Below are 21,294 nucleotides of genomic sequence, written 5' to 3' on the forward strand. Positions count from 1 at the left end.
GCAATATCAAGGTTTGCGCACCTCTATTACGGTGTCTGGTGTTTTCTGCAGCTTCGGGCGTTGTAACTCACGATCACCAGCGGCCAAGCACATGAACTGAATTTCTGAGCGTGGATAGTTGCCTAGGATGTAGGGCGGTTGTGTTTCCTGTGTAGACACGATCTGAAGCTCTTTGCCGAGGCCGGTGCAGTGCCGTGAAGCTTCGCCAATAATCTCAGCTTTCATGTTCCCGAGACCGGGGAATCCAGTAGCCTGCTGCTTGGCGATCATGTAAGTGTCTTGCCCCATTTGCACGATGCCTGTATGGGAAGCACAGGCGGTCACAGCGAGCGAGACGATGGCGATGCCGACAGAGTTCTTCATTTTTTTTCTCCATGTGAAATGGTGCTGATTCGCGCATTTGACGCTGAACGAATTCGTTAGCCTTTGATTCTCCACTTTCGTTGAGTAGTGAAGCGAGGCCGCGAGCGATAACTTCGTGGAACAGGGCAACACGACCAGCTATTTGGGCGCGGTTTTCGGTTTTCATTTCTTCAGAGAGACCTCGTTGCTTCACAAGTTCAGCGAATCGTGCTACGTCTTCTGGAAGAAATACCGGATTGTGAACAAGCTCCTCGTGACACTCGTAGCAGAACACGACTGACTCTCCTTCATGACCCCACGGGCACGAAGGAAACATGCCTTCTGTTTTTGTGCCTTTGCGGTTGGTAGAGCGACCGAAAAAACGTTCAGCAACGTAGTGATGACTTGTTGCATGGCTACGGCCTTCAACGGTCGGGCGCGCGTAGGTACCCTTCGTTCGGTGTAGCTCACATCCACAGATTGCGCAGTGCTCTATCATTTGGAATGGCAAACGTTTGAATTCAGCGGCTGCCGAAGGCGGTCCGCTGGAATGAAGGGTTAGAGCCCAACTCGCACAGGGAGAACAGAACCTGCAATTTCAACAAAGGCGTACTCCTTCGCTCGAAGCAGTTTGTTGAGTGCAAATCTGACATTGGAAGGATCGGGGACGGGGCCATGAGTGATTCTGGCGAGAGGTAGCTTGTTGTTATTCACGCCTGCCATCGGGCTTGGATCGAGGCAAACATATGGAGTAAGGCCGTAAGGGCCATCTCGGAACTGCACATGGTCTTCCTCGCCCGGCGAAACGATGTGGCATAGCCGCCACTCTTCCTCAACTGCGAATGCCGAATGCTTAAAACAAAAGAGGTAGTCAGCAACCTCGCTTCGAACGAAATGGCAGCATCTTGCGATCAGGTTGTTAGCGTCCGCGACCGAGATATCCTGCGTTGCCTCGTCGAGAATCTGCACTGTGAGTTCTAAGACCTCAGATATCAGCCGTTTCTGAATGTCTTCGTTGTAGATAACTTTTCGAAGAAGGAAGTTCTGGGTCGAATGAACTTCCCCCCACCGCCGACCTATCTCTTTGGCTTTCAATCCAAGCGCGTAACCGCCCCCTGTTCCAGCATAAACCCGCCATTGATTCAGCAGGTCATCTCGCTCACAGAAGCAGGCTATATAGCAGTCGAACATTCCATCGAAGGCATTCGCCGTATGCAGGGTTCTGCCCAAAAACTCTGAGACCACTTCGTTCGATGAACTTGCAAGGAGGTCTTGAACTATCGAATTAAATAGAGCCATTCCGTAGGCAACCTCTGACGCATCATTCAGGAATCTGTAGTTCGTCGCCCAGAGGCGAGACGATTCGAGGATGCCGCGCATGCCGGCCGAATTCGTGTAGTGAAACAGAAATTCTGGTGGAGTGGCCTGAACGTGCTTCCGCGATCCCGCAAGCGTTGAGGAGGTTTTTTCGAGGGCAGTATCTAGTGCGGCGAAGTCGAGAGTCATGGCATTTTTGGCTCTAACTTTGTTATCGGGAGCAATTTTGCTGCATAACAATGGCGTCTGCTCCCTAACTCGGCGTCGCTTCAAGAATTGAAAGTCTATATATCACTGGCTTTGCGTCGTTTTTGTGATGTTTTTATACAGTATTAAATAAACGCGCAAACCAGCACCTTGTAATGTAACACTATTGCTTAAGACAAAAGTAGGAATGCTTAATGGCGATTTCGCCACCGTACGGTAATGGCCGGGTGGAGCCTGCCAACGCCATTGAAAACCAGCACTTTGAACGGCTGGTTGACCCGGAAAGGGGCCATCCAACCCCTAGCATTTTCAGGGTCGCGAATGACCGCAATCGCTGCGAAGCCGAGGTTCAGTCGTAAAAATGAGTGCCCCTGATTCTATGACCGCTTTCGGGTGTGGTCTCCAGGTCAACGTCGGCTATGGAGAAAAATCCTGAGCGTCCGCTGATGGCCGGGAGGAACCTGCCAACCGCATCGAATATTTGCACTTTGAACGGCGGGTCAACCCTGAAAGCAGCTTTTGAATCCCTTGCATTTTCAGGACCGTGAATGACGGCTTTCGCTGCATTGCTGTTATTGGGACGAAAAGCCTGACTGGCTCATCTGGGTCGTCAACGGGCAGTGACTTGCAGAAATCGAGCGGCGGCTGACAGCCCGAAGCAAGCATAGCCGCCACGATTCATTTCCAACCAACTGAGATAAGTGGCAGCTAATGCCCGCCTGAAGGTAAGAGGGTACTATGAACACAGGCTGTCGTGGAGAAAAGCAGGGGCAGTAAGGATGCCCAGATGAACCAGATATGGACCAGACGGTGTTTCAGACCACAAAAAAGCTAACCGCTTGGTTGGCTTAAGTGTCTGTATTACAACCACTTTCCTGGTAGGTCGGGCGAGATTCGAACTCGCGACCAACGGATTAAAAGTCCGCTGCTCTACCAACTGAGCTACCGACCCGGAAAAACGAGAACGGCGGATTATAGAGATCGTATAGAAGCCTGTCAACGCTTGCGCTTTCGCACTTGTCCAGCCCACTTTGCGTAGCGGGAGCAGGGCCTCCCAATGTTGTTCACACATTTGGCGATTGCTTTGAAGTAGCGCATGCCAAAGTACTGTAAATTAAGGTCTGCCCAAACCTATTCACATCCTCTGCGTCAATCAGAAATTTTCGGTGTGCACCGGTCTTCCGCCGCATTCGGGCATGTCAGGGAGACAATCCTGGTGGGAGTCACCCTGATTCTGGCGATGCCTTCGCCAGCATTGAGGAACGCATTAGCCTGAGCAAGAAAAAAGGCCGACTACGTGTCGGCCCTCTGTGGTGGCTTGAAGCCTTACTTGAGGCTGAGAATCCATTTTGCCAGCTTGGAGGCTTCATCAGGCTTGACCGTGGCGTTCGGCGGCATGAATGCCAAGTTGGCCTTGCCTTGTTTCTGCCAGCCCAGACCCGCCGGTGCCGGAGTGCCCTTGAGAATGGTTTCAGTAATCTTGGCTTCGGCATCCTTCTGGCCGGCGTACTTCTTGGTGACATCCTTGTAGGCCGGACCGATGACCATCTTGTCGACGGTATGGCAGGCGAGGCAGCCCTTGGCCTTGGCCAAAGCTTCGTCAGCCTGAACTGCACCGGCGGACAGGACGCCAGCAGCGACCAGCAGGGATAGGGTGATTGTCTTCATTCTTTCTCTCCGTTGATGAAAGTTAATTGCCAATAAACAATAATATTCCACTTTGCCACCTAATCTCAAGGGCGGCTTGAGATTGCAGAATGGGATGTTAGTTTAACGCGCTTGCAAGGAAAAACGTTGACCTGGAATCGTCAAAGTCAATGCTGCCCCGAACTGGCCAGCAGCACGCCGGCACCGACGAAGACGCCGCCAAAGAAACGATTCTGCGCTTTCAACGACCTGGCATCATGCAGCCAGCCACGCAGGCGCGAAGCCAGCAGGGCGTAGCACGACATCACCACCATATCGACGCCGCACATGGTCAGGCCAATGACCAGGAATTGCGACCACTGCGGGAGTGCGGGATCGATGAACTGGGGCGTCAGCGCAGCGATGAAAACAATCGCCTTGGGGTTGGTCAGATTGACCAGCAGACCTTCGATGAACAGGCGGTTCGGGGCAATGCGCAGGCTCGTCTCATCAATCTCTTGCGGCGCGGCCCGCCACTTCTGGATGCCGAGCCAGATCAGGTAGGCGGCGCCAACCAGTTTGACGATGTTGAAAGCCAGGGCGGAAGTCTGCAACAGCGCACCCAAGCCGACGGCAACCGCCAGCAACTGGATGAGCAATGCGGCCTGCAAGCCGAGAATGACGCGCAAGGCCGACCAATACCCATAGCGCAGCCCGGTGCTCATCGACGCAGCGGCGCCCGGACCGGGCGAAATGGCGATCAGGATGGCGGCAAGCAGGAAGCCGAGCCATACGGAAAGTGTCATCAGGGATCAGCGCCGCTTCAACTGGCTGATGTCGCGTACGGCACCAGTTGACGCCGAGGTGGCCATCAGCCCGTAGGCCTGCAATGCCTTGGAAACGACGCGGGTACGCGCCTTTGCCGGCTGCCAGCCAGACTCGCCTTTAGCCTCCATCGTCGCCCGGCGTTGCTTCAATTCGGCATCGGCAACCGCCAGATGAATGCACCGGTTGGGAATGTCGATTTCAATGCGGTCGCCCTCTTCGACCAGCCCGATGGTGCCACCATCGGCGGCTTCCGGCGAGACGTGGCCGATCGACAGCCCGGAGGTGCCGCCCGAAAAGCGTCCGTCGGTGAGCAGCGCGCAGGCTTTGCCCAGCCCCTTGGATTTGAGGTAGGAGGTCGGGTAGAGCATTTCCTGCATGCCGGGGCCGCCTCTCGGGCCTTCGTAACGGATCACCACCACGTCGCCGGCAACGATCTCGTCGGCAAGAATGGCTTGCACCGAGGCATCCTGGCTTTCAAAAACCCGCGCCTTGCCGCTAAATTTCCAGATGCTTTCATCAACCCCGGCGGTTTTTACGATACAGCCGTCGAGCGCGATGTTGCCGAACAGGACGGCCAGGCCACCCTCTTGCGAGTAGGCGTTGGATTTGTCACGAATGCAGCCGTGGGTGCGGTCGAGATCAAGCTCCGGGAAGCGGCGATTTTGCGAAAATGCCGTCTGCGTCGGCACGCCGCCCGGCGCAGCACGGAAGAATTCAAACACTTTGAGGTCGTGGGCGTGATTCATCACGTCCCAGGTGGCGATGGCCTCGCCCAGTGTTTTGGTGTGCACCGTCGGCACGTTGAGGTGCAGCAGTCCGCTGCGCGCCAGCTCGCCGAGAATGCCGAAGATGCCGCCGGCACGATGCACGTCTTCAATGTGGTACTTGTCGGTCATCGGCGCGACTTTGCACAGGCAAGGCACTTTGCGCGAGATGCGGTCGATGTCGTTCATGGTGAAGTTGACGCCGGCTTCCTGCGCCGCCGCCAGCAGATGCAGCACGGTATTGGTCGAGCCGCCCATGGTCACATCGAGCGTCATGGCGTTTTCAAATGCTTCGAAGGAGCCGATCGAGCGCGGCAGCACCGAGGCGTCATTCTGCTCGTAGTAGCGGCGGCAGAGTTCGACGATCTGGTGTCCGGCCTTGAGAAAAAGCCCCTTGCGGTCGGCGTGGGTGGCGACCAGCGTACCGTTACCCGGCAGCGAGAAACCGAGCGCCTCGGTCAGGCAATTCATTGAATTGGCGGTGAACATGCCGGAGCAGGAGCCGCAGGTCGGGCAGGCCGAGCGTTCGATCTCCGCCAGATCGGCATCCGATACGCTGCTATCGACGGCCTTGACCATGGCGTCGACCAGGTCGAGGTGAATCGTCTTGCCCTGAATCTGCACCTTGCCGGCTTCCATCGGGCCGCCGGAAACGAAGATGGCCGGAATGTTGACGCGCATGGCCGCCATCAGCATGCCGGGGGTGATCTTGTCGCAGTTCGAGATGCAGACCATGGCATCGGCGCAATGTCCATTGACCATGTATTCGACCGAATCGGCGATCAGGTCGCGCGAAGGCAGCGAGTAGAGCATGCCGTCGTGGCCCATGGCGATGCCATCGTCGATGGCGATGGTGTTGAATTCCTTGGCGATGCCGCCGGCCGCTTCGATCTCGCGCGCCACCAGTTGCCCCATGTCCTTGAGGTGCACATGCCCGGGCACAAACTGGGTGAATGAATTGACCACGGCGATGATCGGCTTGCCGAAATCGCCGTCCTTCATCCCGGTAGCCCGCCACAAGGCGCGCGCGCCAGCCATGTTGCGACCGTGGGTCGAGGTGCGGGAACGATAATCAGGCATGGTGAATCTCCAGAACAATAACAATCGAAATCGGTCAACAAGCCAGCAATTCTACCGAAGATGTGCTGCATTGAGTTCGCCTCAAAGGTACATTGCATCGCTCTGCGCTAGAATCCATTGCTTTCTCTTTGACACGTCCATTGGCCGTATCGTTCTCGCAATGCAAATTAAGGAATGTTCATGTACAAATGCGAGTGCAGGCTGGAAGCCCCACCGAATGGCGTTCTACAAAGGCATGCTATGGAAAGGCAATGAACACGCCACTCTTCAGTGTTTTTGTTTGTAGATCGCCTGTTCATGAGCTCTGCGGGCTCTCCGGTTGGTATGGCTATCGACCGGAGATCGTTATTTATTCATTCACCCACGTCATTCCGGGTCAAGCCGGAATGACGGATATATGTTGAGTTCGCCATGTTGATTCATCCGCAGTTCGACCCCGTTGCCCTCTCGCTCGGCCCGCTGGCTATCCGCTGGTACGGGCTGATGTATCTCCTGGCTTTTTTCCAGTTCTGGTGGCTTGGCAAGCGGCGTATCGAGACGCATCCGCAATTTTCGCAAACCGGCTGGACGGTGCCGCAACTTGATGACCTGCTGTTCTATGGCGTGCTCGGCGTAATTCTTGGCGGTCGCCTGGGACAGGTGTTGTTCTACGAGCCCGGTTACTATTTTTCCCATCCATTCGAAATCCTCGCCGTCTGGAAGGGCGGCATGGCTTTTCACGGCGGCTTGCTCGGCGTGCTGATTGCCATGGCGCTTTACGCCCGCAAAACGAAACGCACCTGGCTCGAAATCACCGACTTCATCGCGCCGCTGGTTCCGCTCGGTCTGGCTACCGGCCGCATCGGCAACTTCATCAATGGCGAATTGTGGGGGCGCATCTGTGACCCGGCCTTGCCCTGGGCGATGATTTTCCCGCAGGTGGATAATCTGCCGCGCCATCCGTCGCAGCTTTATCAGGCCGGTCTGGAAGGCGTGCTGCTGTTCATTGTCCTGTGGGTTTTTGCGAGTGGCGTGCGGCCGCGTGGCGCTGTTTCCGGGGCGTTTCTCGTCGGCTACGGCTGCTTTCGCTTTATTGCCGAGTTTTTTCGCACGCCGGATGATGGTATCTTTGGCCTCTCGGAAGTCATCAGCATGGGGCAATGGCTGTCCCTGCCAATGATTCTGCTGGGGATTGCTTTGCTCGTATGGTCTTACCGGCGAAGCGTCTGAACGAATTTCTGCTACCGATCGGGGAAAAAAATGTCCGATGGCATTGTTGCAAGAGGAATCAAAAAGGTTCGCAAGCTACTGGGCGAGCATTCCGCTACGGGTGGACTCAGCGAAAGACAGTCGGCCCAGATACGCGAACAACTCAAGGATTGCGCTGCCGGTCTCGGCGGCGAAGTGTCAGCACGGCAACGCGCGGCGCGCCTTGCCGACACCTATCTGGAACTTGACGATGTTGGCCGCAGCGCTTTTCTGCGCATCATCGCCACTGAATTCGGCCCCGATCCGAAAGCGGTAGAGAAGGCGCACACCCGTTACCAGGAAGCGCTTGGCACCGATGCGCAATGGGCGGCCGAGTCTGAACTGCGCACCGCCTTGCGCTCGGCCCGTCTACACATCCTGACCCAGTTCAACGCGCTGGCGCATGGCATGAAGTTTGTCGTCGACCTGCGTGCCGACCTGCTGCGCTATCTGGACAAGGATGCCGCACTGCGCGCTTTTGACCGCGAAATCGAAACCCGGCTCGGTGCCTGGTTCGATGTCGGCTTCCTGGAACTGCAACGCATTTCCTGGAGTTCGCCGGCGGTGTTGCTGGAAAAACTGATCGAATACGAGGCGGTGCATGAAATCCGCTCGTGGAGCGACCTGAAGAACCGCCTCGATTCCGATCGCCGCTGCTACGCCTTTTTTCATCCGCGCATGCCGATGGAACCGCTGATCTTCGTCGAGGTGGCACTGGTCGAAGAACTGGCTGACAGCGTGCAGGCCCTGCTCGACGAGCACGCACCGGTTTTCGATGCGCAGCGCGCCAAGACCGCCATTTTCTATTCGATCTCGAACACCCAGGTCGGTTTGCGCGGAGTTTCCTTCGGCAACTTCCTGCTCAAACGCGTGGTCGATGATTTGAAGCGCGACTTTCCACGTCTGGCGACCTTCGCCACGCTGTCGCCGATTCCGACCTTGCGGCGCTGGGCGGAGAAAAACCCCGAGGCCTGGCAACAGGCTTTCAGCGAGGACATGGTGCAGCGTGTGGCGCGCCATGTCGGTTCAAAAGGCGTGGCCATTAATTCGGCGGAGGATATCCGCACCTTGCTGGCTGATGATGCCTGGGTCGCCAACACGCGTCTGGCCCGGGCCTTGCAGCCTGGATTGGCCCGGCTGGCTGCGCGTTACTTGCTACTCGCCAAGGCCGGCAGCCGCCCCTATGATCCGGTGGCCCGCTTTCACCTCGGCAACGGCGCCCGCATCGAGCGCATCAACACCCTGGCCGATAATTCGGCAAATGGCCTGCAACAATCCTTCGGGCTGATGGTCAATTACCTTTATGACCCGGACGCCATTGAAACCAACCTGGAGGCTTTTTCCCGCGAAGGCGTGGTCGCTACCTCAGGCGCCGTAAGACGGTCGGCGCAAATATCATGAATTCAAGAGCTTTTCGGGTCTTTTGTATTTGATTTTCTTCCCGTGTCTCATCATCTTTTAAAGGAAAACACTGTGAACTTATCGCACATTGAACATATCGGAATCGCCGTAAAAAGTCTGGACGAAGCGATCCCGTTCTGGGAAAAACAGCTTGGCCTGAAATGCTACGCCGTCGAGGAAGTCAAGGAACAAAAGGTCAAGACTGCTTTTTTCAAAATCGGACAAACCAAGATTGAATTGCTGGAATCGACCGACCCGGAAGGCCCGATCGGAAAATTCATCGAGAAGAAAGGCGAAGGCATTCAGCATCTGGCCATCGCCGTTGAAGGGCTGCAAGCCAACCTGACTGAACTGGAAGGAAAAGGCGTGCAACTGATCGACAAATCGCCGCGCAAGGGCGCAGAGGGCTTGAATATCGCCTTCCTGCATCCGAAATCGACCCATGGCGTCTTGCTTGAGCTGTGCGAAGATCCCAAGAAGTAATTCCCTTCTGGAAATCAAGTCAGACCATAATGGCTGAACCAAACGGGTATGACTTTGTAAGGCACCCCAAATTATGAAAGTCCTGCCCGTTTCCCTCACCCCCGCCCCCTCTCCCAGAGGGCGAGGGGAGGTTCGAGAGTCGCTAGCGCGACTTTAACGGTAACCGCTGACAGGTGGCCGCCTGATTCTGAACATACAGAAGGCCGCCCGATTCTCGCGGTTTCAACCCTTAAGGTGGATCGTCGATGACCTGGTTTTCTTTGCCGATAACACAAGCGGATAACAAGGCCGCGTTCTACGATTCCACAAGCGCAACGCGTTGGCTGGCCGGGCAACCGCAAGCCAACGCGCCAGCCATGCTGGCCGAATTGGTCACTCAGATTCAAGCCTTCAACGGCTGTGGCACGTCGCCACGCGAGCGCTTCAAAACCCTGGAGGTGTTGCGCAAGACCCTGTTTGCCGTCAGCGGCGAGTGCCAGCGACGCTACGAAAACAAGGCACTGCCACTGTTGCCTGCGGAACAGTTGGCACTGGACATGTCGCGCCAACTCTGGCGCGCCTGTCGGGTGGCCTACCTGCATTGCCTGCGTGCCTGCCTCGATGGCGATCCATCAATCGCCGAGCACAGCGCCAAGGTGGCGCATCGCGTGCTGTCCTGCCTGCGCATGGAACAAATGAACTGCTATCTTGCCGGAGCCGAACTTGATGCGGATTTCTGGCGCAACCTGCATGCCCTGCTGGCCTCAGCCGAACGACTTGGCGTAGTGCGCGAGCCGGTTGCAGACCGCCTGCTTGGAGAAACCAGCGAATCAACGGTTAGCGGTCAATACTGCATGATTCTGCTGCTGCATCTGGCCTGTCCTTTTTCCCTGGCGCGCGCCCAGTTTGCCGCGACTATCCGCTGGTTCGCGCGCTGGCGTGAGCAGGTGGCGGTGCTCGGTGAGCCGGATATTGGCTCAAAGGCCTGCTGCATCGCACTCGATCTGGCGCAGGAGAGGCCGCTGCATGACAACCTTCGGGTCGCCGGCGTCGGCCGCTGGCTTTCGATCGGTGGCGTGTTGCGCAAGATACGCAAGCGGCTCGAACTTCTGGTCGCTGGAGAATCCCCGGAAAGCCTCAAGCTCGGCAGCGGGCTTTCAAGTGAAGCTGCTGTGGCATTGCTGAACGAACTTTACGATCATCTGAAATGCCCGCGACAATCCGCTCCGGATGACCCTGTGGATGTCTCGCAGATTGCTGTTGCTGCTGGACTCGAAAGCATTTATCGACTATTGGGCGGCAAGGGCCTGAAGGATTCTTTCATGCCGGCTACGTCGTTTGACAGTCAGCTCAACCAGCAGCAGATTGCCTTGTTCGGCCATGTCGTGCGCGAGACAGAACCTGGCGTTGAGAGCAACACCGAGACCTGGCGGGCCGCACAACAGGAAGCCGGCAAATTGCGCCTGATACGTCCTGCCGGGAGCGGCGCGTCGCGCCTGGTGCTCAAAGGACTGCTGGCCATTCAGTTGCCACAGCATGAAAATTACGCATTGGCTACCATCAGCAGCCTTTATTCACGTTGCGACGGCAGTCTGAACATCAGCGCCAGCCTGCTTTCCGGGGAGCCGACGCCACTGCTTGCCGAAATGCGCGAGAAACCTTCCGGAAAGATTTCACGACATCCGGCCTTCCTGCTGCCGGCGACTGAAGGTGGCAATCCGGCATCAGTATTATTGCCGGTGGGCGTGCCGGCGCGCTCCTTGTCGATCCGTTTTTATGAGGCGCAGAAGCACACCCTGCTCGCCCTTGGCCTGGCGGATTGCAATGAGCGCGGCGGTGACAACGAGCGCTGGTCGGTTGCTGCCGCCGTCGCGGTAGCGTTAGTGCTCGAGTAACGATCCATAGTGCATCTGCGCCGCATGAACACTGTCCTGCTTGTGCTGACCAATCTTCCGGATCTGGCGACCGCCGAAACGCTGGCTACCGCCCTTGTCGAAGGCCGGCTTGCCGCCTGCGTCAATATCCTTCAGCCCTGCCGCTCGGTTTATCAATGGAAGGGGGCGATCGAAACGGCCGACGAAGTGCCGCTGCTCATCAAGACCACCGAGGCGCGCTATCCGGCCCTTGAATCGGCAATCCGCGCTCGGCACCCCTACGCAACGCCGGAAATCATCGCCGTCCCGGTGGTGCGCGGCCTGCCCGACTATCTTGCCTGGGTTGCCGCCGAAACCCGGGCAGACAACTGAGACCTTCATGGCCTGTCGACTTACCCACTTCTTCTTTTTCCTGTTGCTGATTTGTTCGCTTGCCCATGCCGAGGATTTGCTGCATCCGTCGGTGGCCTTCAAGCCCACCGCTCGCGCACTTGATGGCCAGACGATTGAAGTGCGCTTCGAGATCGCCAAAGGCTATTACCTGTACCGCGACAAGTTCCGTTTCGCTGCCGAGCCGTCTAGCGTTCAACTCGGCCCCCCCGTGCTGCCGAAAGGCAAGGAGAAGATTGACGAGATCTTCGGCAAGGTCGAGGTCTATTACAAGGAAGCGCTGATCCGCCTGCCGGTCGAACGTAACAGCTCCGGCCCGCTGGCGTTGACCCTGACGCTTACCTCGCAAGGCTGTGCCGATGCCGGGGTGTGCTATCCGCCACAAAAACAGGTAGTCAAGCTTGAACTGCCAGACCCCGCAGCCGCACCGGTTGCCATTCACGGTGGCGACGAATCCGGACGTATCGCGCAACTGCTGAAAAGCGCCGATCTCTGGCTGCTGGCCTTTAGCTTTTTCGGCTTTGGCCTGCTGCTCTCGCTGACGCCTTGCGTCTTCCCGATGATTCCGATTCTCTCCGGAATCATCGTCGGCTCCGGTCGTGACGGTCACGGCGTTTCGCACGCGCGCGGCTTCGTACTGTCGCTGGCCTACGTGCTCGGCATGGCGATCACCTACGCGGCGTTTGGTGCCGCCGCCGGCCTCTCGGGAACGTTGCTGGCAACGTCACTGCAAAATCCGTGGGTACTCGGCGGCTTTGCCCTGATCTTCGTGGTGCTGTCGTTTTCGATGTTCGGATTCTACGAATTGCAGTTGCCGACCTTCCTGCAAAGCAAGGTGTCTGAAGAAGCGGCGCATCTAAAGGGCGGCTCATTGTCCGGCGTTGCCGTCATGGGCGCCTTGTCGGCCGTCATCGTTGGCCCCTGTATTGCCGCGCCGCTGGCCGGAGCCTTGCTCTATATCGGACAGACCGGCGATGCGCTGCTCGGCGGCATGGCGCTTTTCTGCATGGCTCTGGGGATGGGCGTACCACTGCTCGCCGTCGGTCTTTCGGCAGGAACGCTGCTGCCCAAATCCGGGCCGTGGATGGTGGCCGTCAAGGAAGCATTCGGCGTCATCCTGCTGGCTACCGCCGTGTGGATGGTCTCGCCGGTCATTCCGGTCGTCGCGCAGTTGGTAGCGTGGTCGCTGCTGCTCATCGTACCGGCCATCTACATGCACGCGCTCGACCCGCTACCGGCGCACGCCAAGGGCTGGAACCGTTTCTGGAAGGGTATCGGCATGGTCATGCTGATCGTCGGCGCCGCCATGCTGATTGGCGCCCTCTCCGGCGCCAAGGACCCCTTGCAGCCGCTTTCCGGGCTACGTGGCGGCAGTCAGGGCAACGAAAAGCAGGGCTTGCCGTTTGAACGCATCCGTTCCGTAGCCGAACTCGATGCGCGTATCAATGCCTCGGGCCAGCCAGTCATGCTCGACTTCTACGCTGACTGGTGCGTCTCGTGCAAGGAAATGGATCGGTATACCTTCGCCGATGTCCGCGTGCAACAGGCGCTGGTCGGCTGGACCCTGCTGCAGGCCGACGTGACCGCCAACTCGGATGAGGACAAAGCGCTTCTTGCGCGCTTCAAACTGTTCGGACCGCCCGGCATCATCTTCTTCGACAAGCCTGGAAAAGAAATCGGGGGCGTTCGCGTCGTCGGTTTTCAGAGTGCCGAGGAGTTTCTGGCTACACTCGCCCGGCTACCCGCCGCTCGTTAATCCCAGAAAACTCTGCTTAACCACGGCGGCACGGCGAACACAGCGTAAAAACAATGGCTTGCAATGTTTTCATGATTCACCCTTTGGGTGAGCCAATATATCCTGAAAAACTGAGCACCCCAAGAGTATTTGCTTCGCAGCAGCTTTTCGCCGTGTCCGCCGTGTCGCCGTGGTTTGAACTGCGGTTATCAGGCTAATGCGCGGCAACTGAAGCGGCAACACCTGTCGTCAGGAGACCGAGCATCGTTTGTGCATGCTCGGCCGCTTCCCGGTCGAGGCTGGTCAGGTAGCCACCATCGGCCTGCGTTATCAAGCCCTTGGCGTACAAGCGTTGAACCGCTGCAATCACCTGCGCATCGGCCGTCTTGTGTACCTTGATGCCATGCTGGCCACTTTCCAGGTCAAAACGGATGAGGGTGTTGAGTTCATGAACCAGATCGGACGTGTAGGGCATGGCCACTCCTTATTGCGAAAAGCGCCATTCTACGCGCTTCTTCAAGCGAATTTATGAACTGCACGAGAGCATCGAGCATCCGGCCTTGTGGCGCGCCCACTCCGGACGTCGGGCAGCAAAGGCCGCGCGTCCCGGCTGTTCAACGTAAGGATTGCGCAGCACGTCGAGCAACTCGTGAATCATTTCCGGGTCGCCCAGTTCAGCCCGATCGATGGCCTGCTGGGCCAGATAATTGCGTAGAACATAGCGCGGATTGACGGCATTCATGCGCGCTATTCGCGACTCGGCAGGCTCATCATCGGAGCGCACGCGGTTAGCCCAGCGCGCCAGCCAGGCCGCGAAATCGGCCACATGCGCAGAAAAAATGTCTTCCCGATAAAAAGCGTCACGCAGGATGGCAGGCTCAGGTGCCTGTACGTCGATCAACGCCAGTTGGCGAAAAAACCAGGTCATGTCGACCTCAGCCTGATGCAGCAAAGAGAAAGCATCCTCGATCAGTTCGGCATCCTCATCGCGCCAGGACACAAGGCCAAACTTGGCGGCAAAGGCCAGTTGAAATTCTTGCGTGTATATCTCGTCGTAGCGTGCCAGACCTGACGCGAATTCGCTTGGCCTGGTTGCGATGACGGACAGTGCATCGGCCAGCCGTTCAAGGTTCCAGCGCGCGATCTCGGGCTGGCGGCCAAAGCAATAGCGTCGGCCGGCCGCATCCGTCGTATTGGGCGTCCACGAAGGATCGAAGTCATCGACCCAGCCGTAGGGGCCGTAGTCGATGGTCAGTCCGAGAATCGACATGTTGTCGGTGTTCATCACGCCATGCACAAAGCCCACACGCATCCAGTGCACCATGAGGCGTGCCGTACGTTCGCAGATTTCGACAAACCAGCGCACCAGCCGATCCTCGTTAGAACCCGTCAGTTCGGGGAAGTCGCGTGTGATCGTGAAATCCATCAGTTGGCGTAGCAAAACTTCATCGCCGCGCGAGGCCGGCAACTCGAAATGCCCGAAACGGATGAATGATGGTGCGACGCGGCACACCACCGCTCCCTGCTCCTCGACCGGGTTGCCGTCGTAGAACATGTCACGCACCACCATCTCGCCGGTCGTTACCAGCGCCAGCGCACGCGTCGTCGGCACCCCCAGATGATGCATGGCCTCGCTGCACAGGAATTCACGGATCGACGAGCGCAACACCGCGCGGCCATCGGCCCGACGAGAATACGGTGTCGCCCCGGCGCCCTTGAGTTGCAGTTCAAAGCGTTGTCCGGCGCTGTTGATGGTTTCACCAAGAAAGATGGCACGGCCGTCGCCCAGCTGCCGCGCCCAGTTACCGAACTGGTGACCTCCATAGCAGGTGGCGTAGGCCGTCATCCCCGGCAGCAGGGCGTTGCCGGCCAGCGCGCCGACCCACTGCGGCGAAGCCAGTTCGCTCTCGTCAAGGCCAAGCTGTTGCGCCATTTCGCGGGAGTGGGCGAGCAATCTGGGTGCAGCCACCGGCGTCGGCATGACCGGCGACCAGAGTGCGCCAAGCACTTGCCGTGAATGATTGCGCGTGTCGTCATCGCCGGGCAGTTCGCGCACCAGGCGGTTGTCGAAATGTAGCATGGGGATTTGGCCGGCAGAAGGAAGTCACTTTTGGGCACGTCGTGCCGTGACAAGTTCCCTTCGGAAGAGTAAATGCCAAGGCTTTACCGCAGAGGCACAGAGGCGCAGAGAAAACGCAGAGGTAGCTCGATGATTGAAACTGGCTTTCTCCGCGTAACCTTTGTGCCTCTGTGCCTCCGCGGTGGATGTTGGATTTTTTACCAGCTTCACGAAACAAATTTCAAAAGCCGAAACGCTCTCCTGCACCGAGCAAGGTGGCAACGCCCAACACGGCGAAGATGGCCGCCGCGATGAAATGAACGGTGCGTACCGGCAAGCGGTTGGCGATGCGGTCACCCAGCAACACTGCGGGCACATTGGCAATCATCATGCCGAATGTGGTTCCGGCCACTACCAGCACCACGGACTGGTACTGTGCGGCCAGCGCGATTGTTGCGACCTGGGTCTTGTCACCCATCTCGGCGAGGAAGAAGGCGATCAGCGTGGTACTGAAAACACCGAAACGAGCCAGCTTCGCATCTGCTTCGTCAAACTTGTCGGGAACCAGCGTCCACAGCGCCATGGCGATGAAGGAAACGCCAAGTACCCAGCGCAGCGTCTCCGGCCCGAGCAGTGTCGTAATCCAGGAGCCCAGCAAGCCGGCACAAGCGTGGTTGGCCAGCGTGGCGATCAAAATGCCGAGAACGATGGGAATCGGTTTGCGAAATTTTGCCGCCAGGATGAAGGCCAGCAACTGGGTTTTGTCACCGATTTCTGCCAGTGCAACGATGCCCGTTGATACGAGGAATGCTTCCATAAACCTAAAAACCTCAGTTGGATGTGATGCCAATGTCGCAAGCCCTCATCCCCGGCCCTTCTCCCGCGGGGAGAAGGGTGCAAACTCCCTCTCCCCGCGGGAGAGGGTTGGGGTGAGGGCTAAACACCCGTCAAACCTGGAGTTGCGGTCAATTAGTCGCTGTCAACTGCGGTTTTTAGGATAAATAAGCTCTTTGCGAGGAACCACCGCCAAAACACATGAATCATCGGCACAAAAAAACAGCGTGGAAAGAAACTTTCCACGCTGTCGAATAAAATCCCCGCGAATGCCGTTAGGCCGGCATCCTGAACCGGAGTTCAGTTGGGTCACTTTCCTTCCGCATCAGGCATGCCCGGCTTATGGGGCAAGCACAACAGCGGCTTCTATGGTTCGTGACTGACGCCAAGCGTATTGGTTCAAGGAATATATGGCCTTCACAAACACCGCAGGGAACAACTGTCAGAGACTTAAATCAACTTTTCCTGCGGTGCGAGCACCGCTTCAAGTTGTGCCTCCATGGAGGAAATTCTACGCTTTACGGCGCCGAAGTCTACCCCTGTATCAGGCCCGGTGACTTGATGCGTTTCGCTCGTCTGGTGCTTGTGCGAGAGGTGTTCGTGAGCGATGTTCAGGGCCGCCATGACGGCAATTCGTTCGGAGATGTTGCTCTTGGTTTTTTCGGCAATATCGTGCATCTTTTCATCAACATAAGCCACTGCAGCAAGCAATGCATCGTGCTCTTCCGGCGGGCAGGCAACGCGATATTCCTTGCCGAGCAGCGTAATGTCGAGATAGTTGGCTTCGTTGGGCATGGTCACATTCAAACGGTGGCTTTGGCTTCTGGCAATTGATGGGCGAGATGTTCAAGCCGGGTCCGTGCAGAATCCATACGTTCAGAAAGACTCTTTCGGTCGTCCTCTGCGGCGGCAAGTTGCTGCCGTAGTTGCACATTCTCCGCACGAAGGGTGCGACAAAGCGACACCACTTGGACAATCTTGCTCTCTAGAGTATTGAGTTCGTTAACCATGCCTCGGACTATAGTTTCTAAAACCAAGTCGAGTCAAGGGCTAAGCGCTGGTTTTAAATGTGATTTGTTGCGCAGCGCTGATCGTTTTGTACGGAGCAAAGTGGCTTGCGCTATAATTCTTCGTTCCGTTGCTGGCATTAGAGCGGAAAACGTGCAAGGTGCCGCTACACAGGGTTTTTCCAACTCTCTGGGCGGTTAAACGGGAAACAGGTGCGTGTCTGCAAGACGCCATGCCTGTGCTGCCCCCGCAACGGTAAGCGAGTGAGGGTGTGTCAAGCAAGCCACTGGGCGAAATGCCTGGGAAGGCGACACATCAAGACTCGTGAGCCCGGATACCGGCCTTCGCGCAAATAGACGGAAGTGCCGCGGGGAGGCGGACACGGAATGCTCGATGCAGTCAGTTTTCACTCGCGCTCATCCCGACAGTCTTATCTCCCTCGTGCAGTTCCGATTTTTTGCTTGCCGGCTTGCGGGGACGCTTGCCGGTATCGGGAGAAATCTGGCATGTATCCACGTTGTTCCTTATCCATTGCTGCGCTAGCCCTTTTTGCTGCTTTTCCTGCCGCCGCTGCCGACAAGGAATTCGACCCCATCGTCGTCACCGCGACACGTATTCCCACACGGGAAAACGAACTGATGAGTGACGTCAGCGTCATTAACCGGGAAGAGATCGAGAAAGCAGGACAATCGACCATCGAGCAATTGCTGGCCCGCCAGCCCGGCATTCAATACACGGCCAATGGCGGCCCGGGCACCACCAGCGGCGTTTTCATTCGCGGCGCCAGCCCCAAGCAATCGATCATACTGATTGACGGCCAGCGGGTCGGCTCGGCAACCTCGGGCGACGCGGCGCTGTCGCGCATCCCGCTGTCACAGATCGAGCGCATAGAAATCCTGCGCGGCCCGGCTTCCTCGCTTTACGGCGCTGACGCCATCGGTGGTGTGATCCAGATATTCACCCGTCGCGGCGAGGGCCCCACGCTTTTCAACGCCAGCACCGGCTATGGCACTTACGGCACGTCCGACACCAGCGCCGGCATCTCGGGCGGAACGGATACCGTTTCGTACAGCTTGCAGGGCGCCTACTACAACACGGATGGATTCAACGCCATCAACAACACGAAAAACGCCTATTACAACAGTGACCGCGACGGTTTCCACAACGGCAGCTTCAGCGGAAACTTCTCGATTCGTCCGGCGCAAGGCCAGGAGATCGGGGTTAACCTGTTTTCGAGCAGCGGCTCCAGCAAATACGACTCCACGCCCAAAGCCATGGACTTCAAGAACGATCAGGATGTCAGCTCTTACTCCGCCTACTCGCGCAACAGCCTGAGCCAGATCTGGACGAGCACACTGCGGCTGGGCCGGAGCACGGATGACGCGACAAACTATGCCAACAAGATCAGGTCGAGCGTCTTTCGCACCGATCAGGACCAAGCGAGCTGGCAGAATGACATCAAGCTTCCGATCGGCACCGCCTTGCTCGCAGCCGAATATCTGAAGCAGACGGTATCGGGCAGCACCAACTACACGGTCAGCGAGCGCAGCGTAAAATCCCTGCTCGCCGGATGGACCGGCAGCATCGAGAACAATCGCTTTCAACTCAACCTGCGCCGTGACGATAACTCGCAGTTCGGCGGAGAAACGACTGGATCTGCGACCTATGGTTACCAATTCACTCCGGAGTTGCGTGCACATATCTCCTATGGCACAGCCTTCCGTGCCCCAACGTTCAACGAACTTTACTATCCGGGGTTTGGCAATACTGATCTGAAGCCCGAGACATCAAAGAACGCCGAAGTTGGGCTCAACTGGGAACGGGGCAATCATCGCGCGTCGCTGGTCGCTTACAACAACCAGGTCTCGGACCTGATCAAGAACGGCCCGCCGCCAGCCTACGCGCCCTCGAATATCAGCAAGGCACTGCTGCGCGGAACGACGTTCACCTACGACGGGCGTTTCTCCGAGTGGGCGGCGGGGGTGACTGTGGATTTCCTCGACCCACGCAACGAAGAGACCGGTGCCAACAACGGAAACAGGCTTATTCGCCGCGCCGAGCAGCAGATGAGCAGCTACGTCAGCCGAACCCTGGGCCATTGGGAGTTGCGCGGCGAATGGCAACTGGTCGGCAATCGCTACGACGACGTCAGAAACACCAAAGTCCTCGGCGCGTATGGCCTGGTCAACCTGTATGCAGACTATCGCCTGCAAAAGGATTGGGCGCTATTCGCCCGGGGAAACAACATCTTCAACAAGTATTACGAAACAATCGGTGACTTCGCGACGGCCGGGGCGAACTTCTTCGTCGGCGTTCGTTACGCGCCGAAGTAGGAATATCCATGCCCACTCGCCGCCGCGCCCTGCTCATCCTCGTCGCCCTTGCCGGGCTGGCGCTGGTGAGCATTGCGCTGGCGTTGATGGTGGGCAGCATTGCGGTCAGTCCGGCGGAAGTTTTTTCTGCGCTGTTCAACAATAGTGGCGGCATGGCCGGCGACGTGGTGCGCAGCCTGCGCCTGCCGCGTGCCTTGGCAGGCTTTGCCTGCGGCGGTTTGCTGGCGTTGGCCGGGGCCCTGCTCCAGATCCTCTTGCGCAACCCGCTGGCCGATCCCTATGTGCTCGGAATTTCCGGCGGTGCCGGCGTTGGCGCGATGCTGGCCATCCTGTTCGGCCTCACTGCTGCCGGCATCAATGGTTTCGCCTTTCTCGGCGCGCTCGGCGCCATGTTTGTCGTCTTCGGGCTGGCGCACGGCGACGGCAGCTGGACGCAGACGCGCCTCCTGCTCACCGGCGTCATCGTCGCCGCTGGTTGTGGGGCGGTAGTCGCGCTGATGCTCTCGATCGCTCCCGAACACAAGCTGCGCGGCATGCTTTTCTGGCTGATGGGCGACCTCTCGCAGACCAACGACCCGCAACTCGCGCTCGGCATCCTCAGCGCGGCGCTGCTGGTTTCCCTGCCCTTTGCGCGCGAACTCAATCTGCTGGCGCGCGGGGCGGATACGGCGCAAACGCTTGGCGTTGCCGTGACTCGCCTGCGTCGCGGGGTCTATATCGTCGCTTCGCTGGCTACTGCTGCGGCGGTTACGCACGCCGGTTCGATCGGCTTCATCGGCCTGATCATTCCGCATCTGGTGCGCCTGGCCACCGGTAACGACCAGCGTTTGCTGCTGCCCGCTTCGGTGCTCGCCGGTGGCAGTTTGCTGGTGATTGCCGACACGCTGGCCCGGACCATCGTCGCGCCGCTGCAACTCCCGGTTGGGGTTCTTACCGCCTTGATCGGCGTCCCGGTCTTCCTCTTCCTGCTCACGCGCGATACGCAGGCGCGGCGCCGATGACCACCCACACCGCGCCCCTGCTCGAAACACGCCGGCTCACCGTCAGCATCGGCGGCAATTCGGTTTGCCGCGATCTCGACCTGACCCTGCAAGCGGGCGAACGCCTGGCCATCCTCGGGCGTAACGGCGCCGGCAAGTCGACGCTGCTGTCGGTGCTGGCCGGATTGCGCGCCGCACAGGCCGGCAAAGTGCTGCTCAATGGCGCCAGCTACGCGACCCTGGGCCCACGAAAAAGCGCGCTCATTCGCGGCTGGCTGCCGCAGGCACGGGCCGACGCCTTTGCCTCGACCGTACTGGAAGCTGCCCTGGTTGGCCGTCATCCGCACCTCGACCGCTGGGACTGGGAATCGGCCAAGGATGCACAAATTGTCCGCGCCGCGCTGAAAGCGGTCGATCTGGCCGAATTCGAGCAGCGCGAAGTGCAGACGCTTTCCGGCGGCGAACGCCAGCGACTGGCGATTGCCACGCTGCTCACGCAAGAGCCGCGACTGCTTTTGCTCGACGAGCCGATCACCCATCTTGACCTGAAACACCAGATCGCCATGCTCGAACTGTTTGCCGCTGCTGCCGGCGATGGTGGCGCCGGCGTCGCCATGGTTCTGCACGAGCCGGCACTGGCCTGGCGTTTTTGCGACCGGGCGCTGCTCATTCACGGCGACGGCCGCACTGAAACCGGAGCGACCAAGGAAATGCTGACCGCCGAACGACTCTCGGCACTTTATCAATACCCGCTGCAAGCCATCGAATGCGATGGCCGGATCAGCTTCATCCCGCGCTGAAGGAAAAACCATGAGCCCAGGAAACTC

At 58.2% G+C, this 21,294-nt stretch carries 18 protein-coding genes, 1 tRNA gene, 1 other RNA gene and 1 riboswitch; of the genes, 9 read left to right on the forward strand and 11 right to left on the reverse strand.

Going from position 1 to position 21,294, the window contains the following annotated elements; translation table 11 throughout:
• Positions 1-6: 6 nt before the first annotated feature.
• The 6 genes from ACOYNV_RS06485 to ilvD all read right to left on the reverse strand — a co-directional run bounded on the left by ACOYNV_RS06485 (position 7) and on the right by ilvD (position 6,164).
• Complete coding sequence (locus ACOYNV_RS06485; protein ID WP_422898939.1) at positions 7-363, reverse strand: hypothetical protein; 357 nt, start codon at positions 361-363, stop codon at positions 7-9.
• 537 nt (positions 364-900) lie between these two features.
• Positions 901-1,848 carry a DUF2971 domain-containing protein gene (locus ACOYNV_RS06490; protein ID WP_422898940.1) on the reverse strand — a complete coding sequence of 316 codons (948 nt, stop codon included), beginning with the start codon at positions 1,846-1,848 and terminating at the stop codon, positions 901-903.
• An 894-nt stretch (positions 1,849-2,742) separates the two neighbouring features.
• A tRNA-Lys gene (locus tag ACOYNV_RS06495) sits at positions 2,743-2,818 on the reverse strand.
• Positions 2,819-3,192: 374 nt separating this feature from the next.
• A complete protein-coding gene (locus ACOYNV_RS06500) occupies positions 3,193-3,534 on the reverse strand; it encodes a c-type cytochrome (RefSeq protein ID WP_422898941.1) in 342 nt (113 codons plus the stop codon).
• A gap of 146 nt (positions 3,535-3,680) precedes the next feature.
• Positions 3,681-4,298, reverse strand: coding sequence for a homoserine/homoserine lactone efflux protein (gene rhtB / locus ACOYNV_RS06505; RefSeq protein ID WP_422898942.1), 618 nt, complete (start codon positions 4,296-4,298; stop codon positions 3,681-3,683).
• A 6-nt stretch (positions 4,299-4,304) separates the two neighbouring features.
• Positions 4,305-6,164 (reverse strand): dihydroxy-acid dehydratase, encoded by a 1,860-nt coding sequence (ilvD, locus tag ACOYNV_RS06510; protein ID WP_422898943.1) that lies wholly within the window; start codon positions 6,162-6,164, stop codon positions 4,305-4,307.
• A gap of 411 nt (positions 6,165-6,575) precedes the next feature.
• Here ilvD and lgt point away from each other — a divergent pair, with 411 nt between their 5' ends.
• The 6 genes from lgt to dsbD all read left to right on the forward strand — a co-directional run bounded on the left by lgt (position 6,576) and on the right by dsbD (position 13,274).
• Complete coding sequence (gene lgt / locus ACOYNV_RS06515) at positions 6,576-7,373, forward strand: prolipoprotein diacylglyceryl transferase (RefSeq protein WP_422898944.1); 798 nt, start codon at positions 6,576-6,578, stop codon at positions 7,371-7,373.
• 30 nt (positions 7,374-7,403) lie between these two features.
• Positions 7,404-8,792, forward strand: a complete 1,389-nt coding sequence (locus tag ACOYNV_RS06520) for a malonyl-CoA decarboxylase (RefSeq protein ID WP_422898945.1) — start codon at positions 7,404-7,406, stop codon at positions 8,790-8,792.
• Between the two features lie 72 nt (positions 8,793-8,864).
• Positions 8,865-9,275 (forward strand): methylmalonyl-CoA epimerase, encoded by a 411-nt coding sequence (gene mce / locus ACOYNV_RS06525; RefSeq protein WP_422898946.1) that lies wholly within the window; start codon positions 8,865-8,867, stop codon positions 9,273-9,275.
• A gap of 245 nt (positions 9,276-9,520) precedes the next feature.
• The gene (locus tag ACOYNV_RS06530) at positions 9,521-11,149 is read left to right on the forward strand and encodes a hypothetical protein (protein WP_422898947.1); all 1,629 of its coding nucleotides are present in this window, start codon (positions 9,521-9,523) and stop codon (positions 11,147-11,149) included.
• 24 nt (positions 11,150-11,173) lie between these two features.
• The gene (cutA, locus tag ACOYNV_RS06535; protein WP_422898948.1) at positions 11,174-11,500 is read left to right on the forward strand and encodes a divalent-cation tolerance protein CutA; all 327 of its coding nucleotides are present in this window, start codon (positions 11,174-11,176) and stop codon (positions 11,498-11,500) included.
• Positions 11,501-11,507: 7 nt separating this feature from the next.
• Positions 11,508-13,274: a protein-disulfide reductase DsbD gene (gene dsbD / locus ACOYNV_RS06540; protein WP_422898949.1), complete on the forward strand. Its 1,767-nt coding sequence runs from the start codon at positions 11,508-11,510 to the stop codon at positions 13,272-13,274.
• A gap of 193 nt (positions 13,275-13,467) precedes the next feature.
• Here dsbD and ACOYNV_RS06545 read toward each other — a convergent pair whose 3' ends face one another.
• The 5 genes from ACOYNV_RS06545 to ACOYNV_RS06565 all read right to left on the reverse strand — a co-directional run bounded on the left by ACOYNV_RS06545 (position 13,468) and on the right by ACOYNV_RS06565 (position 16,941).
• Complete coding sequence (locus ACOYNV_RS06545; protein ID WP_422898950.1) at positions 13,468-13,728, reverse strand: TIGR02647 family protein; 261 nt, start codon at positions 13,726-13,728, stop codon at positions 13,468-13,470.
• A gap of 51 nt (positions 13,729-13,779) precedes the next feature.
• Positions 13,780-15,333 carry a protein adenylyltransferase SelO gene (locus ACOYNV_RS06550; RefSeq protein ID WP_422898951.1) on the reverse strand — a complete coding sequence of 518 codons (1,554 nt, stop codon included), beginning with the start codon at positions 15,331-15,333 and terminating at the stop codon, positions 13,780-13,782.
• A gap of 220 nt (positions 15,334-15,553) precedes the next feature.
• A complete protein-coding gene (locus ACOYNV_RS06555; RefSeq protein ID WP_422898952.1) occupies positions 15,554-16,129 on the reverse strand; it encodes a TMEM165/GDT1 family protein in 576 nt (191 codons plus the stop codon).
• Positions 16,130-16,402: 273 nt separating this feature from the next.
• A non-coding RNA gene (gene ssrS, locus ACOYNV_RS06560) (6S RNA) lies at positions 16,403-16,584 on the reverse strand.
• Positions 16,585-16,596: 12 nt separating this feature from the next.
• Complete coding sequence (locus ACOYNV_RS06565) at positions 16,597-16,941, reverse strand: cell division protein ZapA (protein WP_422898953.1); 345 nt, start codon at positions 16,939-16,941, stop codon at positions 16,597-16,599.
• 358 nt (positions 16,942-17,299) lie between these two features.
• Positions 17,300-17,511, forward strand: a riboswitch (cobalamin riboswitch).
• A gap of 149 nt (positions 17,512-17,660) precedes the next feature.
• On the opposite strand from ACOYNV_RS06565, the gene ACOYNV_RS06570 reads away from it, so the two are divergent.
• Genes ACOYNV_RS06570 through ACOYNV_RS06580 form a run of 3 tightly spaced genes read left to right on the forward strand, consistent with a single transcriptional unit; the run spans position 17,661 to position 21,267 of the window.
• Positions 17,661-19,487: a TonB-dependent receptor domain-containing protein gene (locus tag ACOYNV_RS06570; protein ID WP_422898954.1), complete on the forward strand. Its 1,827-nt coding sequence runs from the start codon at positions 17,661-17,663 to the stop codon at positions 19,485-19,487.
• A gap of 8 nt (positions 19,488-19,495) precedes the next feature.
• Positions 19,496-20,488, forward strand: a complete 993-nt coding sequence (locus ACOYNV_RS06575) for a FecCD family ABC transporter permease (protein WP_422898955.1) — start codon at positions 19,496-19,498, stop codon at positions 20,486-20,488.
• Entirely contained in the window at positions 20,485-21,267 is a 783-nt protein-coding gene (locus tag ACOYNV_RS06580) for an ABC transporter ATP-binding protein (protein ID WP_422898956.1), read from the forward strand. The genes ACOYNV_RS06575 and ACOYNV_RS06580 overlap by 4 nt, the downstream gene beginning before the upstream one ends.
• Positions 21,268-21,294 lie beyond the last annotated feature (27 nt).

The organism is Propionivibrio sp. (assembly GCF_049316945.1).
Lineage (GTDB): Bacteria > Pseudomonadota > Gammaproteobacteria > Burkholderiales > Rhodocyclaceae > Propionivibrio.